Source organism: Mesorhizobium sp. WSM4976 (assembly GCF_029625685.1).
Taxonomy (GTDB): domain Bacteria; phylum Pseudomonadota; class Alphaproteobacteria; order Rhizobiales; family Rhizobiaceae; genus Mesorhizobium.
Map to the genome: position 1 here is coordinate 40,836 of NZ_JARTVT010000038.1, position 17,399 is coordinate 58,234.

The window sequence follows — 17,399 nt, forward strand, 5'->3', positions numbered from 1 at the left end:
AGGAGGACCGCCTTGAACCTCACCACTGAGCAGAAGAAAACCGTAGTCGCGTCGTTCCTTGGCTGGACGCTCGACGCTTTCGATTTCTTCCTTCTGACTTTCCTGCTCACCGATATTGCCACTGAATTCCAGACCGATGTCCCGGCGGTCTCCAAAGCACTGTTCCTGACACTGGCGACGCGCTTTATCGGCGCTTTCTTCTTCGGCATGCTTGCTGACAAATATGGCCGCAAGCCTATCCTGATGCTGAATATCGTCAGCTATTCGGTGATCGGCGCCTTGGCCGCCTTCTCGCCCAACCTCGGCATATTCCTGGCGCTGCGCGCCTTGTTCGGCATTGCCATGGGAGGCGAATGGGGCCTGGGCAGCTCGCTTGCCATGGAATCCATTCCCCCCAGCGCGCGCGGCATGGTCTCGGGCATCCTGCAATGCGGCTATCCGGCCGGCTATTTGCTTGCCGCTGTTGCTTACGGACTGCTCTATGGGCAGAGGGTCGGCGATTTCACCATCGGTTGGCGCGCCATGTTCCTCTTGAGCTTCGCGCCGGCGCTGATCGTGCTGTTCATCCGCTCGCATGTGCCTGAATCGCCTGCTTTCGTCGAAGGCCGCTCGCAGGCGAGGCCCGGTCTTCTCGAAACGCTGAGGAAGCACTGGGGCATCGCGCTCTATGCCGTGGTGCTGATGATGTTCTTCAACTTCTTCAGCCACGGCACGCAGGACCTCTACCCGACCTTCCTGAAGAAGCAGCATGGCTTCGATCCGCATACGGTGAGCTGGATCACCATCGTCGCCAATATCGGCGCCATCGTCGGCGGCCTCGCCTTCGGCGCGCTGTCGGAGAAGATCGGCCGCATCAACGCCATCACGCTCGCTTGCGTGATCGCCCTGCCGGCGATCCCGCTTTGGGCCTACACGACGACACCCTTCATGCTGGCGATCGGCGCCTTTATCATGCAGGTGGCCGTGCAAGGCGCTTGGGGCGTCATCCCGGTACATCTCAACGAACTGTCGCCAGGCTCGGTGCGGGCGACCTTGCCGGGTTTCATCTATCAGGCCGGCAATCTGGCTGCTTCCTATGGCGGCCCCTACCAGGCGGGCATCGCCGAGGCTCCCGGCGGCAGTTACGGCTACGCGCTGGCGTTATTTGCCGGCGTTGTCGCCGTCTGCATCATCATCGTGATCCGTTTCAGTCCTGAACGCCGGGGGCAGGTGATGACGGTGCTTGATCGGGAAGCCGGAGCAATTCCAGGAAAAATGTGAAGGGCTGGTTCGGCGACTTCGCCCCGGCCATCCGTCCCCAATTGCATCTATCCAAGTCTGAGCGCGACGACGCCCGCGACGATGCCGAGCGCGGCCGTTGCGCGCCAGGCCGTCATCTTCTCGCCCAGCGCCAGCACCGAGATCAGCATGGCGAACAGGATCGAGGTTTCGCGCAACGACGCGACCGAGGCGATCGGCGCCTTGGTCATCGCCCACATGACGATCCAGTAAGCGGCGCCGCTGAGCACGCCGGTGAACAGCCCTGCCTTCCAGTCGCGTACCAGCACGGGCAGCGACCGCGGCCCACGAAAGGCGACGCACAGCACCAGCGCCCACGTAGCATCGCAGACGAACAGCCAGGCGGCGTAGCTCGTCGCGTTCGCCGCGAGCCGCGCGCCGCTGCCGTCGGAGAGCGTGTAGCTGGCGATGAAGATCGACGTGCCGAGCGCGAAGCCGACCGCGCGCAGATTGAGCCTCTCCAGATGAGCGCCGCCGCGGAACGACATGACCAGCGTACCGATCGACAACAGCATGATGCCCACCATGGCGAGCGGCGCAGGCATCTCGCCGACCAGCACGATGCCGCCCAGCGCCGAGAGCAGGGGGGCGGTGCCGCGCGCCAGCGGATAGGTCTGGGCGAAATCGCCAGCTTTATAGGCGCCGATCAGGAATGTCCGGTAGCCCATGTGGAAGAAGACCGAGGCGAGGATGAATGGCCAGACCTCGGCCTTCGGCACTTCGACGAAGGGCAGCACAACGAGTGCCGCGGCGCCCATGCCGAGCGTCATCAGCGTGATCGACAGAAAGCGGTCGAGATGCACCTTGACCAGCGCGTTCCAGATCGCATGCATGGCAGCCGCCGAGAGCACAGCCAGGAAGACGAACAGCGTCATGCCCGCCTCACCTGCCCGCCAGACTTGAGCCGATGCCCGGCGTTTCCAGATCGATAGCGACCCTTAGCGGAAAGTGGTCGGATGCCACCTCGCCGACGTCGGCAGTTACCGAACGGACGCGACCGGCCAGCATGCCGCCGACGAAGCAATGGTCGAGCCGGCGTTTTGCCAGCCTGCCGTCGATGATCTTTTCATGCGTGTGAAAATCCGGCCCAGGCTCGCTGGCGACAGTGGCAGCATCGACGAACCCATCGATATAAGCGGCGCCGGGATGATACGGCATGCTGCCGGTAATACGCCGGTATTCGGCGCTGCCCGGCTCCATGTTGAAATCGCCCAGCCAGATGGCCGCCGCCGGGCTTTCCGGTTCCAGCTCCCCATTCGTCCAGTTGCGCTGCCGCTCGTCGTCGGCGCCGCTCCACGGGCCGCCGTCGGATGGCGCTCGACGATGCTCGGCAAGCAGATAGTCGATCTGCTCCAGCCGCTCTTCGGCCGCGATATGCGCCAGATGCAGGGAAAGCACCCGCACCGATCCCGCCGGCGTGCGGATCATGCATTCGAGCGCCGCGTTGCGGGTGTTGAGCGGCCTCAGCGTGCGGCGCATCGGCAGCGCATGCAGCCGCGACCAGACGATCGGCAGCTTCGACAGCAGCATCGTGCCGAACTGCCGCCGGCGGTTGACGACGCGGCCCTCGCGCTTCTCGCTGGCGTCCATGTCGAAGGCGGGACCATAGGCGCAGTAATAGTCAGGCAGTAGGCTGGACAGGATCGCGGGCTGGTCGTCCTCATTGGTGCGCAGCCAATGCCGCTCGACTTCCTGCAGCGCGATGATGTCGGCGCCGTCCACCAGCCCGGCGCAGCGGCCGAGATCGTAGCGCCCATCGCTGCCGTAGCCATACTGGATGTTGTAGCTGATCAGCTTCATCGATTAACCGGCTCACTTCCGATGATCGCAGTAGCGCAATTCCAGGAAAAGTGTGAGCGGCTTTCTGTCCGGAATTGCGTCAAGAGATAGAGGCCGCCGTTTCGGTGAATCGCACTATCTCGCCGCCTGTGCCGTGGCAATGTGCCCGCGCAGGCCGGCGAAATGGTCCAGCCGAGGGTCGGCGAACGGCCTATTAGGTCGTCAGCGGCTGGAAGCTTCCGGCGGGAGCCGCCGCCAGTTCCGACCAGTCGATCTCCTCTTCCAGCCGGTGATAGGCCTCGTCGCCGATCGTGCCGTTGCTGCGCAACTCCTCCAGCCTGTCGCGCTGCCGCTTGATGGCGTAAAGACGCAGCCGATCGTATTCCGTCGCGGCTTGCGCGTCGTCCGGATTTTCGGCGATCCGGCGTTGCGCCTCGTATTGCTCGCGTACGACGGCGGCAGCGGACGAGGTCTTGCGGCTCAGCACATCAAGCGCGGCCTGCATGATGGCCACCCGGGCCTCGGCCACTTCGCGGTCGATCGAGGTATCCCGATCGAAGTTGAGCCGGCGCAGCAGCGGCTTCAGGCTCATGCCCTGCAGCACAAGCGTTCCGAGCACGACGGCGAAGGCCGCCAGCACGATCGGGTCTCGACCAGGAAAGTCAGCGGGCAACGCGATCGCCACGACCAGCGTCACCAGCCCGCGCATGCCGCACCAGCCGACAAGCACCGCACCGCGAAATGTCGGCGCATCCCGCTTCTGCCCTTGGCCGTCGGAACGCTTGATCTGTCTTATCACCGCAACGTAACCCATCACCCAGACGAGACGTGCCACGATGACGACGGCCAGCACGGTCGCGGCGAAGAAGAAGGCCTCGCCTTGCCCGTCGCCGGAGAGCCGACCGACGATCGATCGAGCCTGCAGGCCCATCAGCACGAAGGCCAGCACATTGAGCACAAAGACGGCCGATTCCCAGACCGAGTAGGTGCTGACGCGGCGCCTCGCAGAAATCCGGCGTGGTGCGGTCCGCGCGATGGTGATGGCATAGACGACGATGGTGATGATGGCGGAGAGGCCGAGCTTGTCGGCAATGATCCAGACGGCGAACGTTCCGGCGAACTGCACCACGGTGCTGCTTGCCGCATCCTCGATGCGCGTCAGGGTGAGCAGCGACACTCGGCCGAACAGATAACCGGCAACGACGCTGCCAACTGTTGCAAGCAATATGAGGGGCACCGCGTCCTTGAGCATGAGCGTGCCGACCGCTGCGGAAACCGCGATCCGATAGATCAATAGCGCCGTGGCGTCGTTGAGCAGGCTCTCGCCCTGCAGGATAGCGGTGATGCGGTGCGGCACCCTGAATTGGCTGAGCACGGCGCTTGCCGCAACCGCGTCGGGCGGCGCGACGATGGCGCCGAGCGCGATCGCCGCCGCGATCGGCAGGCCGCCAATCTTCCAGCCGACGAAGGCAACCACCACCGTGGTGAAGACGACGGCACCGAGCGCCAGAAGCAGCAGCGACAGCCGGTAGCGTTTCAGGTCGCGCAGCGAGGTGTCATAGGCGGCATCGAGAAGCACCGGAGCGATGAACAGCGCCAGTGCCAGTTCCGGATCGATCTCGATCACCGGCGCGCCCGGCACGAAAGCGAGCGCAACACCGGCGAGCGCCAGCAATGACGGATAGGGAACCTCCAGCCGCCGCGATACCGCCGTCAGCGCCACGGCGATCAGAAGCAGGATGAGGGTGAGCTCGAAAAGGGCCATGGTTCATCGTAGCGATCGAACCAGGCGTTTGGCACTGCAAAGCGAATGGTCAATGGTGAATGGCCACCATCAGAAGATTTTGGGCGTAATGCACCCTCTATCCTGATTGCCATTCACTATTCACTCTTTCCTAGTGCAGGACCAGCATGTCGCCCGACGAGAACGAGATGTCCGTCTTGTCGCCGACGGCCGGCGGCGGCGTCGCAGAATTGTTGAATGTGTCCAGCGACACCATGTTGCCGCCGATGCCGACGCGCACGCGGATGACCGAGCCGAGGAAATGCACTTCGGCGATCTCGCCCGACAGGCTGGCGTCATGGCCAGGCTGCCGCCCCAGCGAGATCGCTTCCGGCCGCAGCGCGAGCGACAGCGTGTCGCCGGACTTGGAGCCGTTGAGCTTGCCCTTCAGCGAGACTTCCTGGCTGTTGACCTGCACCTTGCCCGAGGCGGCGTCGGTGACCTTGCCTTCCAGCACGTTGAGCGTGCCGACGAAATTGGCGACGAACTTGGTTGCCGGCCGGTTGTAGATCTCGAACGGCGTGCCGACCTGCTCGGCCCTGCCGCCATACATCACCGCGATGCGGTCGGAGATCGACAGAGCCTCTTCCTGGTCATGCGTGACGAAGATGGTGGTGATGCCGAGCTTCTTCTGGATCGAGCGGATTTCGTCGCGCAGCGACACACGCACCTTCGCGTCGAGCGCCGACAGCGGCTCGTCGAGCAAAAGCAGCTTCGGCTTCGGCGCGATGGCGCGGGCCAATGCGATGCGCTGCTGCTGGCCGCCGGAAAGCTGGTAGGGATAACGATCGGCCATTTGCGGCAGCTTGATCATGTCAAGCATTTCAGCAACGCGCCTGTCCGCGTCAGTCTTCGGCATGCCGCCCACCTTCAGGCCGAAGGCGATATTCTGCGCCACCGTCAGGTTCGGGAACAAAGCATACGCCTGGAACACCATGCCGACATTGCGCTGGTTGGGTTTCAGCCTGGTGATGTCCTTGCCGCCGACGACGATCTTGCCGGCCGAGGGCTCCTCGAAGCCGGCGACCATGCGCAGCACCGTCGTCTTGCCGCAACCGGACGGCCCGAGGAAGGAGACGAACTCGCCGGGCGCGACATCGAGATTGAAGTCCTCGACCACAGTAGTGGCGCCGAAGGATTTTCGCACATGCTGGATGGAGAGGAACGGCTCGGCCATGGCTTTTTCTTTCAGTGCTTTTCGCTCAATTGGGGCGGTTCGCCGATTTCGGCGCGAAGCGCGACAGTATCTGAATCAGTGACATGCAGCCCCATGTTATTATGAATGCAATGATGGACAGCGCGGCCGGCTCATAGGCGCGGTTGGCCACCAAATTCTGCAGATAGGGGCCGAAAGCAGGGCGGTTGAGCAGGCTGGCCATGGTGAACTCGCCGATGACGATGGCAAAGGTGAGGAACGCGCCCGACAGCACTGCGATCAGCACATTCGGCAAAATGACCCGCGTGATGATCGTACCCCAGCCTGCTCCGAGGATCTGCGCGGCCTCCGTGAGCGTGCGCACGTCAATAGTGCGAAGACCGGTGTCGACGGCCCGGTACATGTAAGGCAGCGCCAGCGCGGCGTAGCCGATGACCAGCAACGCGTTCGCCCCCAGATTGGACCCCAAGAACGGCAGCGGCGAATTCGAGCCGTACATCCGAATATAGCCGAAGACGATGACGATGGCCGGGATGACCAGCGGCAGCAGCGTGATGAATTCCACGATCGGCCTGATCTGCGGCAGGCGCAGGCGGATCCAGTATGCGGTGGGCACCACGATCAGCACGCCGAGCAGTATGGTGAAGACGGCAACGATCACGGAAAACATGAAGGTCGCTTGGAACTGGCTGTCGCCCAGCACGACCTTGTAGGCGTCGAAGGAGTAGACGCCGCGCCGCATGCGCAGCGAGAACTCGATTGTCGCGATCAGCGGGATGAAGAAATAGGCCGCGCCCAGAAGGAAGACGAACCAGGCCCAGAACCTGCCGGATTTCATTTCAGCCACCTCTCCGAGCGCGTCCGGAACCAGATGTAGAAGATGTTGGCAAGCCCGGTGATGAAGATCATGCCGAAGGCGATCGCGTAGCCGAGATGGGCATTATGCAACACGTCGCCCCGGATCTGCGCATAGAGCAGGATCGGAACGATGTTGAGCGACGAGCCGGTCAGCGCGTAGGCGGTTGCAATCGCTCCGAAGGCGTTGGCGAAGAGCAGGATGACGGTGCCAAGGAAGCTCGGCCAAAGCACCGGAATGACCACCATGCGCCAATATTGCGCCTGGGTGGCGCCGAGCGTCGCGGCGGCCTCCGCCCATTCGCGTTTCAAGCCGTCTATGGCTGGCACGATGATGACCACCATCAACGGGATCTGGAAATAGACATAGGTGATCGTCAATCCCCAGAATGACAGCAGGTTGAAGCCATGCGCATAGAGGTTCAGCCCGACCAGCGTGTTGAGCAGCACCGTGACGAGACCGAGCCGCCCAAGCGTGGCGATGAAAGCGAAGGCGAGCGGAACGCCCGCGAAATTGGAGGCGACGCCGGAGAAGGTGAGCGTCGCCGAACGTATCCAGTTGGGCAGCCCGCCGCGCACGATGGCGATGGCGATGGCAAGGCCTGCGAAGGCGCCGATCAGCGATGACGCCAGGCTGACCTTTATCGAGATCCAGTAAGCGGCAACGATGTTGGCCGAAAAGAGCGCGACGATGTTCGCGAAGGTGAATTCACCCGACTCGTTCTGGAAAGCGCCCAGCATCAGATAGAGAGTGGGCAGGATCAGGAACATTACGGCGAAGACGAAGAAGGGCGTGACGCCAAGCCACTGCGTCGGCAGCCGCAGGCTTCGCGCCTCGGCTGGCGGCGCGGTCTTTCCCGCAATTGCCTTGTTGGATAGCGAGAGATCGGTCATGCGCCGGCTACCATTCGGGAACGAGGCCGGGCGACCAAGTCGCCCGGCCGATATCACGCTGTTACTTCACATTGGCGCCGACGACGGCGTCCCAGTTCTTGGTGATGGTTTCCTTGGCCTTCCCCTGTTCGTCGAGCGTCGGGAACACCGCGGAAGCGTAGGACTCCGCCGGCGGCAGCTTGGCCAGCACGTCGGCTGGGATCTTGCCGTTCTTGGCCAGATCGTTGAAGCGGATCGGGTGGCAGTAGCCTTTCAGCCAGCCGATCTGGCCTTCGTCGGAATAGAGATACTCCATCCACAGCTTGGCGGCGTTCGGATGCGGCGCGAAGGCGCTGATCGCCTGCACGTAGACGCCGGCAACGACGCCGGTCTTCGGCACGATGACGTCGACGGGCGGATTGCCCTTCAGCGTGTCGCGGCCCGAAAGCGCGTTGTAGTCCCAGGTGACCAGGATTGGCGTCTGGCCTTGAGCCAGCGTCGCCGTCTTGCCGATGACCGGCACGAAATTGCCGGCGGCGTTGAGCTTCTTGAAGTAGTCAAGGCCAGCGGTGCCTGCGGCTTCCCCAGCGGCGGCGCCGCCGGAAAGGCCCGCAGCGTAGACCGCCTGGATGGCCTGGTTCGAAGCGCGTGGATCACCGGCGAGCGCGACCGAGTTGGCGAATTCCGGCTTCAGGAGATCGGCCCAGTCGGTCGGCGATTCCTTGACCAGATCCTTGTTCACCTGGAAGGAGAGCACCCCGTAATAGTCGCCGTACCAGGCGCCGTCGGCATCCTTGGCGCTGTCCGGGATCGAGTCCCAAGTCGACACCTTGTAAGGCATCAGAAGGCCGTCTTTCTTGGCGGTCGGGCCGAACGACAGGCCAACGTCGATGACGTCGGGCGCCTGCGGGCCCTTATTGTCCTTGTTGGCCTTGATCGCCTCGACCTCGTCGCCCGAACCGGCGTCCGGATTAAGTTCGTTGATGGTGATCCCCGGATACTTAGCCTTGAAACCGTCGATCACTGCCCCGTAGCCACACCAGTCATGCGGAAGCGCGATGGTGGTGAGCTGGCCTTCAGCCTTCGCGGCCTTGACGAGATCGTCCAGCGAAGCCGCGGACGAAATCACCGTCGACGCGAAGAGCGCCGCGGCCGAGAGGGAAAGCACTTTCCCCGTGAACTTGAACATGTGTTCTCTCCGTTGAACTGGCGCGTTTAGGCGCCTGCGATGCGGGTATCGTTTTCGTGTGACAGCCAGATGAAGGCTTTTTGAAACCGGAGCCCCACAGCGAAAAAAGTTAACTCTTTTTAACGGACTGTAGCAATTAGCCCGCGCTTAATTTTCCGGCTAATGGTTAGCTGCCTTGATCTTTGCCCCTTCTCCCTTTTCCTCGAGTGTTCCCTTATTCAACTCCTTGGCATTGAGGCCGGCTCTCACACGGAGCCGGCGATGGCATTTTCGAGCAGCGTCAGCGCTGCTTTCTTGGTGAGCTTCACGGGGTTGCCGCCGGCGGTCGGATCGACCACCGCCATGTCGGCGATCAGGGTCTTGCGCTTCTTGTCCATGTCGAGCCCCTTGATCAGGCCGGGCAGCGCGTGCGGCACCTTGAGCTCCTTGCGCAGCTTAATGATGGCCTTGGCGAAGCCGTCGAAGCCGCCCTTGATGCCGCAATAGGCGGCGAGCCGTGCGATGCGCTCCTCGATCGCCTCGCGGTTGAAGGCCAGCACATAGGGCATGAACACCGCATTGGTCATGCCGTGATGGGTGTCGTAGAGCGCGCCGATCGGATGCGACAGCGAATGGATGGCCCCCAATCCCTTCTGGAAAGCGGTGGCGCCCATGGCCGCCGCGCTCATCATATGGGCGCGCGCGACCAGGTCCTTGCCGTTGGCGAAGGCCTTCGGCAGGTTCTCGAACACCAGTCGGATGCCTTCCACCGCGATGCCGTCGGCCATCGGATGATACCCCGGCGCGCAATAGGCCTCCAGGCAATGCGCCAGCGCGTCCATGCCGGTGCCGGCTGTGATGAAAGGCGGCATGCCGACCGATAGTTCCGGATCGGCAATGACGATCGCGGGCAGAAGCTTCGGATGGAAGATGACCTTCTTGGTGTGGGTCTCCTCATTGGTGATGACGCCGGCGCGGCCGACCTCGGATCCCGTGCCCGCCGTGGTCGGCACCGCGATGATCGGAGCAATCACATCCGAATTGGCCCGGGTCCACCAGTCTCCCACATCCTCGAAATCCCATACAGGCCGTGTCTGTCCGGCTTGGAAGGCGATCAGCTTGCCGAGGTCGAGCGCGGAGCCGCCGCCGAAGGCGATGACGCCGTCATGCTTGCCCTTCTTGAACACCGCGATGCCGGCGATGAGATTGGATTCGACCGGGTTCGGCCTCACCTCCGAGAAGACGCCATACGGGATCTTGGCATCGTCGAGGATCTCCAGCGTCGAGGCGACGACGGGCAGCTTCGCGAGGCCCGGATCGGTGACGAAGAGCGGCCGCTTGATGCCTGTCGCATTGAGCACATCAGGCAATTCCTTGATGCGCCCGGCGCCGAAACGAACGGTGGTGGGGTAGTTCCATTTGGAGATGAGCTTGGACATTGTTGTCTTTCGAAAGGTCAGATCGCTTCGCGCAGGTGATAGGATTTCGGCCGGGTCAGATTATCGTAGCCGATGGCCGAGAGCGCCGCGCCCTTGCCGGTGTCCTTGACGCCGGTCCAGACCAGCGCCGGGTCGAGATAGTCGCAGCGATTCATGAACACGGTGCCGGTCTCGACGCGGTCGCCGATCGCCACGGCGCGTTCGGTGTCGCGTGTCCAGATCGAAGCGGTCAGCCCGTAGGGGCTGTCGTTCATCAGCGCGATCGCGTCCTCGTCGTTGCGCACCTTCATGATGCCGACGATCGGCCCGAAACTTTCCTCGCGCATGACGCTCATCTGGTGGTCGACCTCGGTCAGCACTTCCGGCGCCAGGTAGGGCGAGCCGGCCTTGTCGTTCTCGACTTTCATATTGATATGCGCCTTGGCGCCCTTGCGCAGCGCCTCGGCCTTCTGCTCGCGGATCAGGTCGGCAAAGCGCGCCTGAGCCATCGGACCCATTGTCGTCGCCTGTTCCAGCGGATTGCCGACGACATAGTTTTTCGTCTCGGCGACGAAACCTTCGACGAACTCGTCATAGACCTTCTCGTGCACATAGACGCGCTCGATGCCGCAGCAGCACTGCCCGGAATTGTAGAAGGTGCCGTCGACAAGGTTGGCGACCGCATGGTCCAGCTTAGCGTCGGGCAGGACATAGGCGGGATCTTTGCCGCCGAGCTCGAGGCCGAGCGTCATGAAGGTGCCGGCCGCCGCCTTCTCGATGGCGCGGCCGCCGCCGACCGATCCGGTGAAGTTGACGTGGTCGATCTTGCCCGAGCCGAGCAGTTTCTCGGTCTGGGCATGGTTCATGACGAGATTCTGGAACAGACCCTTGGGCAGCCCCGCCTTGTCGAAGGCCTGCTGGAAGCGCTCGCCGACGAGGAGCGTCTGCGCCGCGTGCTTGAGGATGACGGCGCTCCCGGCCATCAACGCCGGCACGATGGTGTTGACGGCGGTGAGGTAGGGATAGTTCCACGGCGCGATCACCAATACGACGCCGAGCGGCACCTTCTTCACATAGCGCCGAAAACCGTCCTTAGGGTTCGAGGCCATGACCGGCTTGAGTGCCCGTTCGGCGATCTCGACCATATAGTTGGTGCGTTCCTTGACGCCGCCGAACTCGCCGCCATAGCGCACCGGCCGCCCCATCTGCCAGGCGATCTCGAGCACGATCTCGTCGGTCATGGCGATAAGGGCCTCGAGCATCGCCAGCATGTATTTGCCGCGCTCGACGACCGGGGTCTCGGCCCATTTTTCCTGCGCCGCCCTGGCGCGCTCGACCGCCGCGTTGATCGCCTGGTCGCTCGCGACCGGCCGCTCGGCATAGATCGAGCCGTCGATGGGGGATTTGAGTTTGACCGTTTCGGTCATTTTATAAGTCCTCGCAATTTTGCAACAATTGATATGCGTATGGCCTGCCCTCATCCGCTTGCCGGCACCTTCTCCCTGTGTAGGGACGGGGAAAAGGGAAGCGTTCCAACGCCGGCTACCCCTCTCCTCGTTCTCACGGGAGAGGTTAGGGTGATGGGCAGCGCCGACGCTAACGCGACACCTTAATACCTCTCGAAGCCTCGATGCAGTTCCCAATCCGTGATGCGGCGGTCGTATTCGAACTGCTCCCAGCGGGCGGTGTGCACATAGTGTTCGATCACCTCCTCGCCGAAGGCCTGCTTCAGCATCTTCGACTTGGCCAGCGTCTCGGTTGCGTCGCGCAGTGTCTTCGGGATCTCGGGCAGCCGCGAGGCCTGGTAGGCATCGCCGACGAAAGGCTTCTGCAATTCCAGCTTCTCGTCGATGCCGGCGAGGCCGGAGGCGATCAAAGCGGCGAAGGCGAGATAGGGATTGAGGTCGGCGCCGCCGATGCGGCACTCCATGCGGATGCCCTTGGTGCCCTCGCCGCAGAGCCGGAAGCCGGCGGTGCGGTTGTCCTCGCTCCACATGATCTTGGTCGGCGCGAAGGTGCCGGCCTGGAAGCGCTTGTACGAATTGATGTAGGGCGCCAGGAACCACGTGAACTCCTTGGCGTATTTGAGCTGGCCGGCCGCCCATTGCTGGCCGAGGCTCGATAGCGTCCAGTCAGCCTTTTTGTCGAAGAACAACGGGGTCTTGCCGTCGGCGCTCCACAGCGAATTATGAATATGGCTGGAATTGCCGGCGAGCCCGTAATTGTATTTGGCCATGAAGGAGATGGCCTTGCCTTCGGAATCGGCGATCTCCTTGGCGCCGTTCTTCAGGATGACGTGGCGGTCTGCCATGTCGAGCGCTTCGGCATAGCGCACATTGATCTCTTCCTGGCCGGGGCCCCACTCGCCCTTGGAATTCTCGATCGGAATGCCGGCCGCCTCCATCTCGTTGCGAAGCCGGCGCATGACGCCTTCTTCCTTGGAAGTGATGCCGATCTGGTAGTCGCCGATATAGGGCGAGGCGCTGTCGAGCCCCTGCCAGTGCTTCTTGCGGGCCGAATCGTAGGTCTCGCTGAACAGATAGAATTCGAGTTCGGAAGCGAAATAGCCGATATAGCCGCGCTCCTGCAGGCGCTTGACCTGCTTCTTCAGGATCGCGCGGGGTGAGTGCCCAAGATCCTCATGCGTGTGATGGTCGAGCACGTCGCAGATGACCAGCGCCGTCTTCTCCAGCCACGGAATGCGCCGCAGCGTCGACAGGTCCGGCTTCATGACGAAGTCGCCATAGCCCTTCGACCAGCTCGCCGCCTTGTAGCCCGGCACCGGCTCCATATCGATGTCGCAGGCGAGCAGATAGTTGCAGCCATGCGTCTCGCCATGCGCCGAATCGACGAAATACTGGGCCAGGAAGCGCTTTCCCGCGAGCCGGCCCTGCATATCGACGATGCAGGCCAGCACCGTGTCGATCTCGCCGTTCGAGACCGCCTTCTTCAACTGATCGAACGAGAAATTCCCGGCCATTCCTTTGGCGCTCCAATGCTTGTCGATTTAAGGGAGAAACGAGGCCATGGCCGGCATTGTGCCGGCCATGGCCGTGAAGCGAAGGTTCAGTGGCCGGTCTCGCCGACCGCCTGCTCGGCCGCCTTGATGGCCGCCTGGCGCGCCGCGATGATTTCGCCGAGCGGCGGGCCCTGGAAGCGGTTGCGCTCGAAGGCGAACCAGACGATCGCCGTCAGGATGAAGAAGCCGACGGTGATGTAGAGCGCCCAGTCGTTCGGCGGCTGGATGCCGATGACGAAGATCAGGATCATCGATACAATAGACAGAATGCCGAACAGCATGAAGAGGCCGCGTCCCATGTTCCATGGCCCCATCTTGTCCCACTTCGGCGTTCCCCAGGCCATCATGCCGAGCACGATCGGGACGATGAAGGAGAGGAACAGGAAGATGACGGTGCAGGATACCACGATCGTGTAAGCCGAGGTGCCGGCGACCGAGACCACCGACGAACCCCACACGAACAACACCGACAGGATCGAGGCCGTCCAGATCGCCGCAACCGGCGTGCGATGAGTGGGGCTGACCTTGGCGAGCGCAGTTGAACCGGGCAGGCCGCCGTCGCGCGAGAAGGCAAAGATCATGCGCGAAGCCGAGGTGACGGTCGCAAGCCCACACAAGAGCTGCGCTAAGAACACGACGAGATAGACGAACTCCTTGATGCCGGTACCGACGCGCTGGTCGAAAGCCCAGAAGAACACGTTCCAGCCCTGCTTCGCCGCGTCGTCCATGTTCGGAATCATCAGCACGAAAGCGGCCAGGAACAGATAGCCGAACAGGGCCGACCAGATGACCGACATCACCATCGCGCGCGGCACGGAAGACGCCGCCTTGATGGTTTCCTCCGAGGTGTGCGCTGAGGCATCATAGCCGGTGATCGTGTAGATCGGCAGCAGGAGGCCAAGCGCGAACACCCAGGCGTTCGACACCTGCGGCCAGACGCCGCCGCCAGCGTCACCGGAGTAGTTGTGGAAGGTGAACAGGCGGCTGAAGTCCCAATGCTCGGCCGAAATCAGGCAGACGACGGCGATCAGGATCGCCCCGAAAAAGATCAGGTAGCCCGAGAAGTCCGTCAGCTTTGCCGTCAGCTTGATGCCGAGGTGGTTGATCAGCGCCTGAAGGCCTGTGACGATCACCAGGAAGATCATCTGATTGGTCAGCGAACCGTCAATTCCCAGCGCCGGTCCGAAGGCACCGATGAAGAATGTCCAGGTGCCGACATTGATGGCGCCGAGCACCGTGATAAGGCCGAGCAGGTTGAGCCAGGCCGTCACCCAGCCCGTGCCGCGATTCCCGAGGATCGAGCCCCAGTGATAGAGGCCGCCGGCCGTTGGATAGGCCGAGCTGATCTGCGACATGGCCACGGCGAAAGTAAGCGAGACAAAGCAGCCGACCAGCCAGCCGATGCCGATGCCGATGCCGCCGGCGCCGGAGGTTGCCTGAGCCAGCGAATTGATGCCGCCGGACAGGATGCAGATGATTGAGAAGGAAACCGCGAAATTTGAAAAGCGGCTGAGGCGCCGCTCCAGTTCCTGGGCATAGCCCATGCTGTGGAGGTGTTTTACGTCCTCCGCCTTGTCGGCGTCTGTATAACCCGGTGCTGCCATGTGAAGTCCCCTTTAATTTCTTAGCTGGCCGATTGTACTGACTTTCCCATTGCGCTCTGTCGGGAGCCCCTGGCCTCCTCGGGCTCCAGATTCGAGAATATGCCTGTGAGCAGATCCGCCCATTTCCGCTGCCCGGTCTCGCCGGCGATTTCGTCGTTGCGGATTTCGATCATCGCGCAGGCAAGACCGCGCGAACGCGCGTGCCGCTCCAGCGTAAAATAGACGCGGTCGGCCGGCGAATAAGGTTCGTTGACGCCGACGTTGACGCCGGCCAGCCGCTGCAATGCCGCGACCAGAGGCTTCGCCAGGCGGCGGTCGTCGTCATGGATGATCCCGATATGCCACGGCCGGCTCTTGCCCTTGTAGACCGGGGTGAAGGAGTGCACCGAAACCAGCCGCGTCTCCTGGCCTCGCGCCAGCCGCGCGTCGATAATCCCCGCGATCGTGTCGTGAAACGGACGCCAGGACAGATCGACCCGCGCGGCGCGCTGCTGCTCGGAAAGACCGGCATTGCCGGGAATGGCGGTCGTCTCGCTGACCGGCGGCACGAGGTCGGGCGCGTCGAGTGGCCTGTTGCAGTCGATGATGAGCCGCGAAACTCGGGTCTCGACCAAGGTGGCGTCGAGCGCCTCGGCCATGCGGGTAGCGACGGGCAGCGCGCCTGGATCCCAGGCGATGTGGCGTGAAAGGTCTTCGGCCGGCAGGCCGAGCGTGCCGAATTCGGTGGGCAGGAAGTTCGAGGCGTGGTCGCAGGTGAAGACGAAGGGGCTCAAGCCGCCAGGGTTGGTCACCCTTACGGTTTCCGACGGTGCAAGGCTTGCGAGCCGTGCTTTCTCCATACTGCCGTCCCCTCGGGAGCGCTGTATTTTATGTTACGTATTTTGCCTCATTGCGTCCCGGTGAATGATTTCATACAGTTTAAACGGCTTTGTCAAACGCGAATTCGGGAAAACGGCGGCGGCAGGTCAACAGGCGGGGGAAAACCATGGTTTCCAGCATTGCCGAACTGATCTCCGACCGCATCGGCGCGATGCCGGCCGGCGAGCGCCGCGCCGCCCAGACGCTGATTGCCAACTATCCTTTGACGGGGCTGAAGACGGTCGCCGAATTCTCGGCCGCGGCCGGTGTGTCCTCGCCGACGATCCTGCGTTTCGTCGCCAGGCTGGGTTTCCAGAACTACCCCGAATTCCAGTCGGCTTTGCAGGATGAGCTGGCGGCGCAATTGCAGTCGCCCGCCTCGCGCACGCTCAATCCAGGCTCGGCCGGCGGCGCCGCCTCGCCGATGCTGGAGGCAACGCTCGACAATTTGCGCGAGACGTTCCGCCACCTCACCGACAAGCAGCTCACCGACATAGCCGCGCGGCTTGCCGAACGGCGCGGCAAGACCTTCCTCATCGGCGGCCGCTTCACCGATCCGCTGGCGCGCTACATGGCCGCCCATCTGGCCATCATCCAGCCGGATGTCTATCACCTCGCCGGCCAGGAGAGCATCTGGCGCGACCGCCTGATCGACATGGGCAAGCGCGACGTCCTGGTGATCTTCGACATCCGCCGCTACCAGGAAAGTCTCGTCCGCTTCGCCGAGAAGGCGCATCACCGGGGCGTGCAGATCATTCTCTTCACCGACCAGTGGCTGTCGCCGATCGCCCGCTTCGCCCGCCATGTGATCGCCGGGCGCACCGCCGTGCCTTCGGCCTGGGATTCGTCCGCCGCTCTGTTCGTGGTCGCCGAAACGCTGATTGGCGCCGTGACGAGGCAATTGGAAGCCGCCGGCGCCAAGCGCATCCGCGATCTCGAAAGCTTGCGCTGAGATCTTCGGCCTTCGCGAAAATACCGTAGGGATCAGGCCGAGACGGCAGTCCGGGTTCTCGATTATCTCGACATCACCGGGCTCGCTGACGGGGACTCCCTGCGCCACCTTTGCGCCGTCGTTTCCGGCATGAGCAGATCATGGATTAGGTCCTGACATCCGGCCGGCCGGGCGAAATCCTTACAGCCGCCCCTCGATCGACCAGCGCGCTGCCAGGAAATTCAGCACGGCCGCGACCACGACGCCGATGATCTTGGCTGGCCACACGCCGATGGCCCCTGCCAGTGCCGCGATGGAGAGACTGGAAACACCTAGCGAAATCAGCGCTCCCAGCGAGACGAAGCGCAGGAAGGAGTGGTGCAGCCGGATGTCCGGGTCCCGCTCAAACGACCAGAAGCGGTTCGCCACGAAGGAGAAGAGGACCGCTACGAACCACGCGCCGACATTGGACGCCAGAGCCGGCGTCGCAAGCTTGAGCAGCAGGTAGAATGCGGTGAGGTCGATGCCGGTGTTGACCAGCCCGACCAAGGCGAAGCGAACGATCTTGTTGCCGGTCGAACGCTGCTGCTGGCCGGCATTGCTCATCAGGCAACCTCACGATTGCGTTGAATCAGTTTAAGAGCTGATTGGGCGTTGGTCCCGCGCCACCGTGACGA

The 17,399-nt window shown here is 62.9% G+C and carries 15 protein-coding genes; 2 read left to right on the forward strand and 13 right to left on the reverse strand.

Annotation, left to right across the window (positions count from 1 at the left end):
- Positions 1-12 precede the first annotated feature (12 nt).
- Positions 13-1,260 (forward strand): MFS transporter, encoded by a 1,248-nt coding sequence (locus P9272_RS32185; RefSeq protein WP_278164049.1) that lies wholly within the window; start codon positions 13-15, stop codon positions 1,258-1,260.
- A 47-nt stretch (positions 1,261-1,307) separates the two neighbouring features.
- On the opposite strand, the gene P9272_RS32190 is transcribed toward P9272_RS32185, so the two are convergent.
- The 12 genes from P9272_RS32190 to P9272_RS32245 all read right to left on the reverse strand — a co-directional run bounded on the left by P9272_RS32190 (position 1,308) and on the right by P9272_RS32245 (position 15,772).
- Positions 1,308-2,153 (reverse strand): EamA family transporter, encoded by an 846-nt coding sequence (locus P9272_RS32190; RefSeq protein ID WP_128256103.1) that lies wholly within the window; start codon positions 2,151-2,153, stop codon positions 1,308-1,310.
- 7 nt (positions 2,154-2,160) lie between these two features.
- A complete protein-coding gene (locus P9272_RS32195; RefSeq protein ID WP_278164052.1) occupies positions 2,161-3,078 on the reverse strand; it encodes an endonuclease/exonuclease/phosphatase family protein in 918 nt (305 codons plus the stop codon).
- A gap of 193 nt (positions 3,079-3,271) precedes the next feature.
- Entirely contained in the window at positions 3,272-4,822 is a 1,551-nt protein-coding gene (locus P9272_RS32200; RefSeq protein ID WP_128256105.1) for a sodium:proton antiporter, read from the reverse strand.
- A gap of 130 nt (positions 4,823-4,952) precedes the next feature.
- On the reverse strand, positions 4,953-6,017 hold the full coding sequence (locus tag P9272_RS32205) for an ABC transporter ATP-binding protein (RefSeq protein ID WP_278164055.1): 1,065 nt from the start codon (positions 6,015-6,017) through the stop codon (positions 4,953-4,955).
- Between the two features lie 25 nt (positions 6,018-6,042).
- Positions 6,043-6,834 carry an ABC transporter permease gene (locus tag P9272_RS32210; RefSeq protein ID WP_128256107.1) on the reverse strand — a complete coding sequence of 264 codons (792 nt, stop codon included), beginning with the start codon at positions 6,832-6,834 and terminating at the stop codon, positions 6,043-6,045.
- Positions 6,831-7,745 carry an ABC transporter permease subunit gene (locus tag P9272_RS32215; RefSeq protein WP_278164057.1) on the reverse strand — a complete coding sequence of 305 codons (915 nt, stop codon included), beginning with the start codon at positions 7,743-7,745 and terminating at the stop codon, positions 6,831-6,833. Before P9272_RS32215 ends, P9272_RS32210 begins: the two co-directional genes overlap by 4 nt.
- 61 nt (positions 7,746-7,806) lie before the next feature.
- The gene (locus P9272_RS32220; protein WP_128256109.1) at positions 7,807-8,913 is read right to left on the reverse strand and encodes an ABC transporter substrate-binding protein; all 1,107 of its coding nucleotides are present in this window, start codon (positions 8,911-8,913) and stop codon (positions 7,807-7,809) included.
- Positions 8,914-9,158: 245 nt separating this feature from the next.
- A complete protein-coding gene (locus P9272_RS32225; RefSeq protein WP_278164060.1) occupies positions 9,159-10,331 on the reverse strand; it encodes an iron-containing alcohol dehydrogenase in 1,173 nt (390 codons plus the stop codon).
- Positions 10,332-10,348: 17 nt separating this feature from the next.
- Positions 10,349-11,737, reverse strand: coding sequence for an aldehyde dehydrogenase family protein (locus P9272_RS32230; RefSeq protein ID WP_278164061.1), 1,389 nt, complete (start codon positions 11,735-11,737; stop codon positions 10,349-10,351).
- Between the two features lie 182 nt (positions 11,738-11,919).
- A complete protein-coding gene (locus tag P9272_RS32235) occupies positions 11,920-13,290 on the reverse strand; it encodes a glutamine synthetase family protein (protein WP_128256112.1) in 1,371 nt (456 codons plus the stop codon).
- A gap of 86 nt (positions 13,291-13,376) precedes the next feature.
- Entirely contained in the window at positions 13,377-14,933 is a 1,557-nt protein-coding gene (locus tag P9272_RS32240; protein ID WP_128256113.1) for an amino acid permease, read from the reverse strand.
- 20 nt (positions 14,934-14,953) lie between these two features.
- A complete protein-coding gene (locus tag P9272_RS32245; protein WP_278164065.1) occupies positions 14,954-15,772 on the reverse strand; it encodes an N-formylglutamate amidohydrolase in 819 nt (272 codons plus the stop codon).
- 146 nt (positions 15,773-15,918) lie between these two features.
- Between P9272_RS32245 and P9272_RS32250 the strand changes: the two genes are divergently transcribed.
- Positions 15,919-16,743 (forward strand): MurR/RpiR family transcriptional regulator, encoded by an 825-nt coding sequence (locus tag P9272_RS32250; protein WP_128256115.1) that lies wholly within the window; start codon positions 15,919-15,921, stop codon positions 16,741-16,743.
- A 180-nt stretch (positions 16,744-16,923) separates the two neighbouring features.
- Here P9272_RS32250 and P9272_RS32255 read toward each other — a convergent pair whose 3' ends face one another.
- Entirely contained in the window at positions 16,924-17,328 is a 405-nt protein-coding gene (locus tag P9272_RS32255) for a GtrA family protein (RefSeq protein WP_128256116.1), read from the reverse strand.
- Positions 17,329-17,399 lie beyond the last annotated feature (71 nt).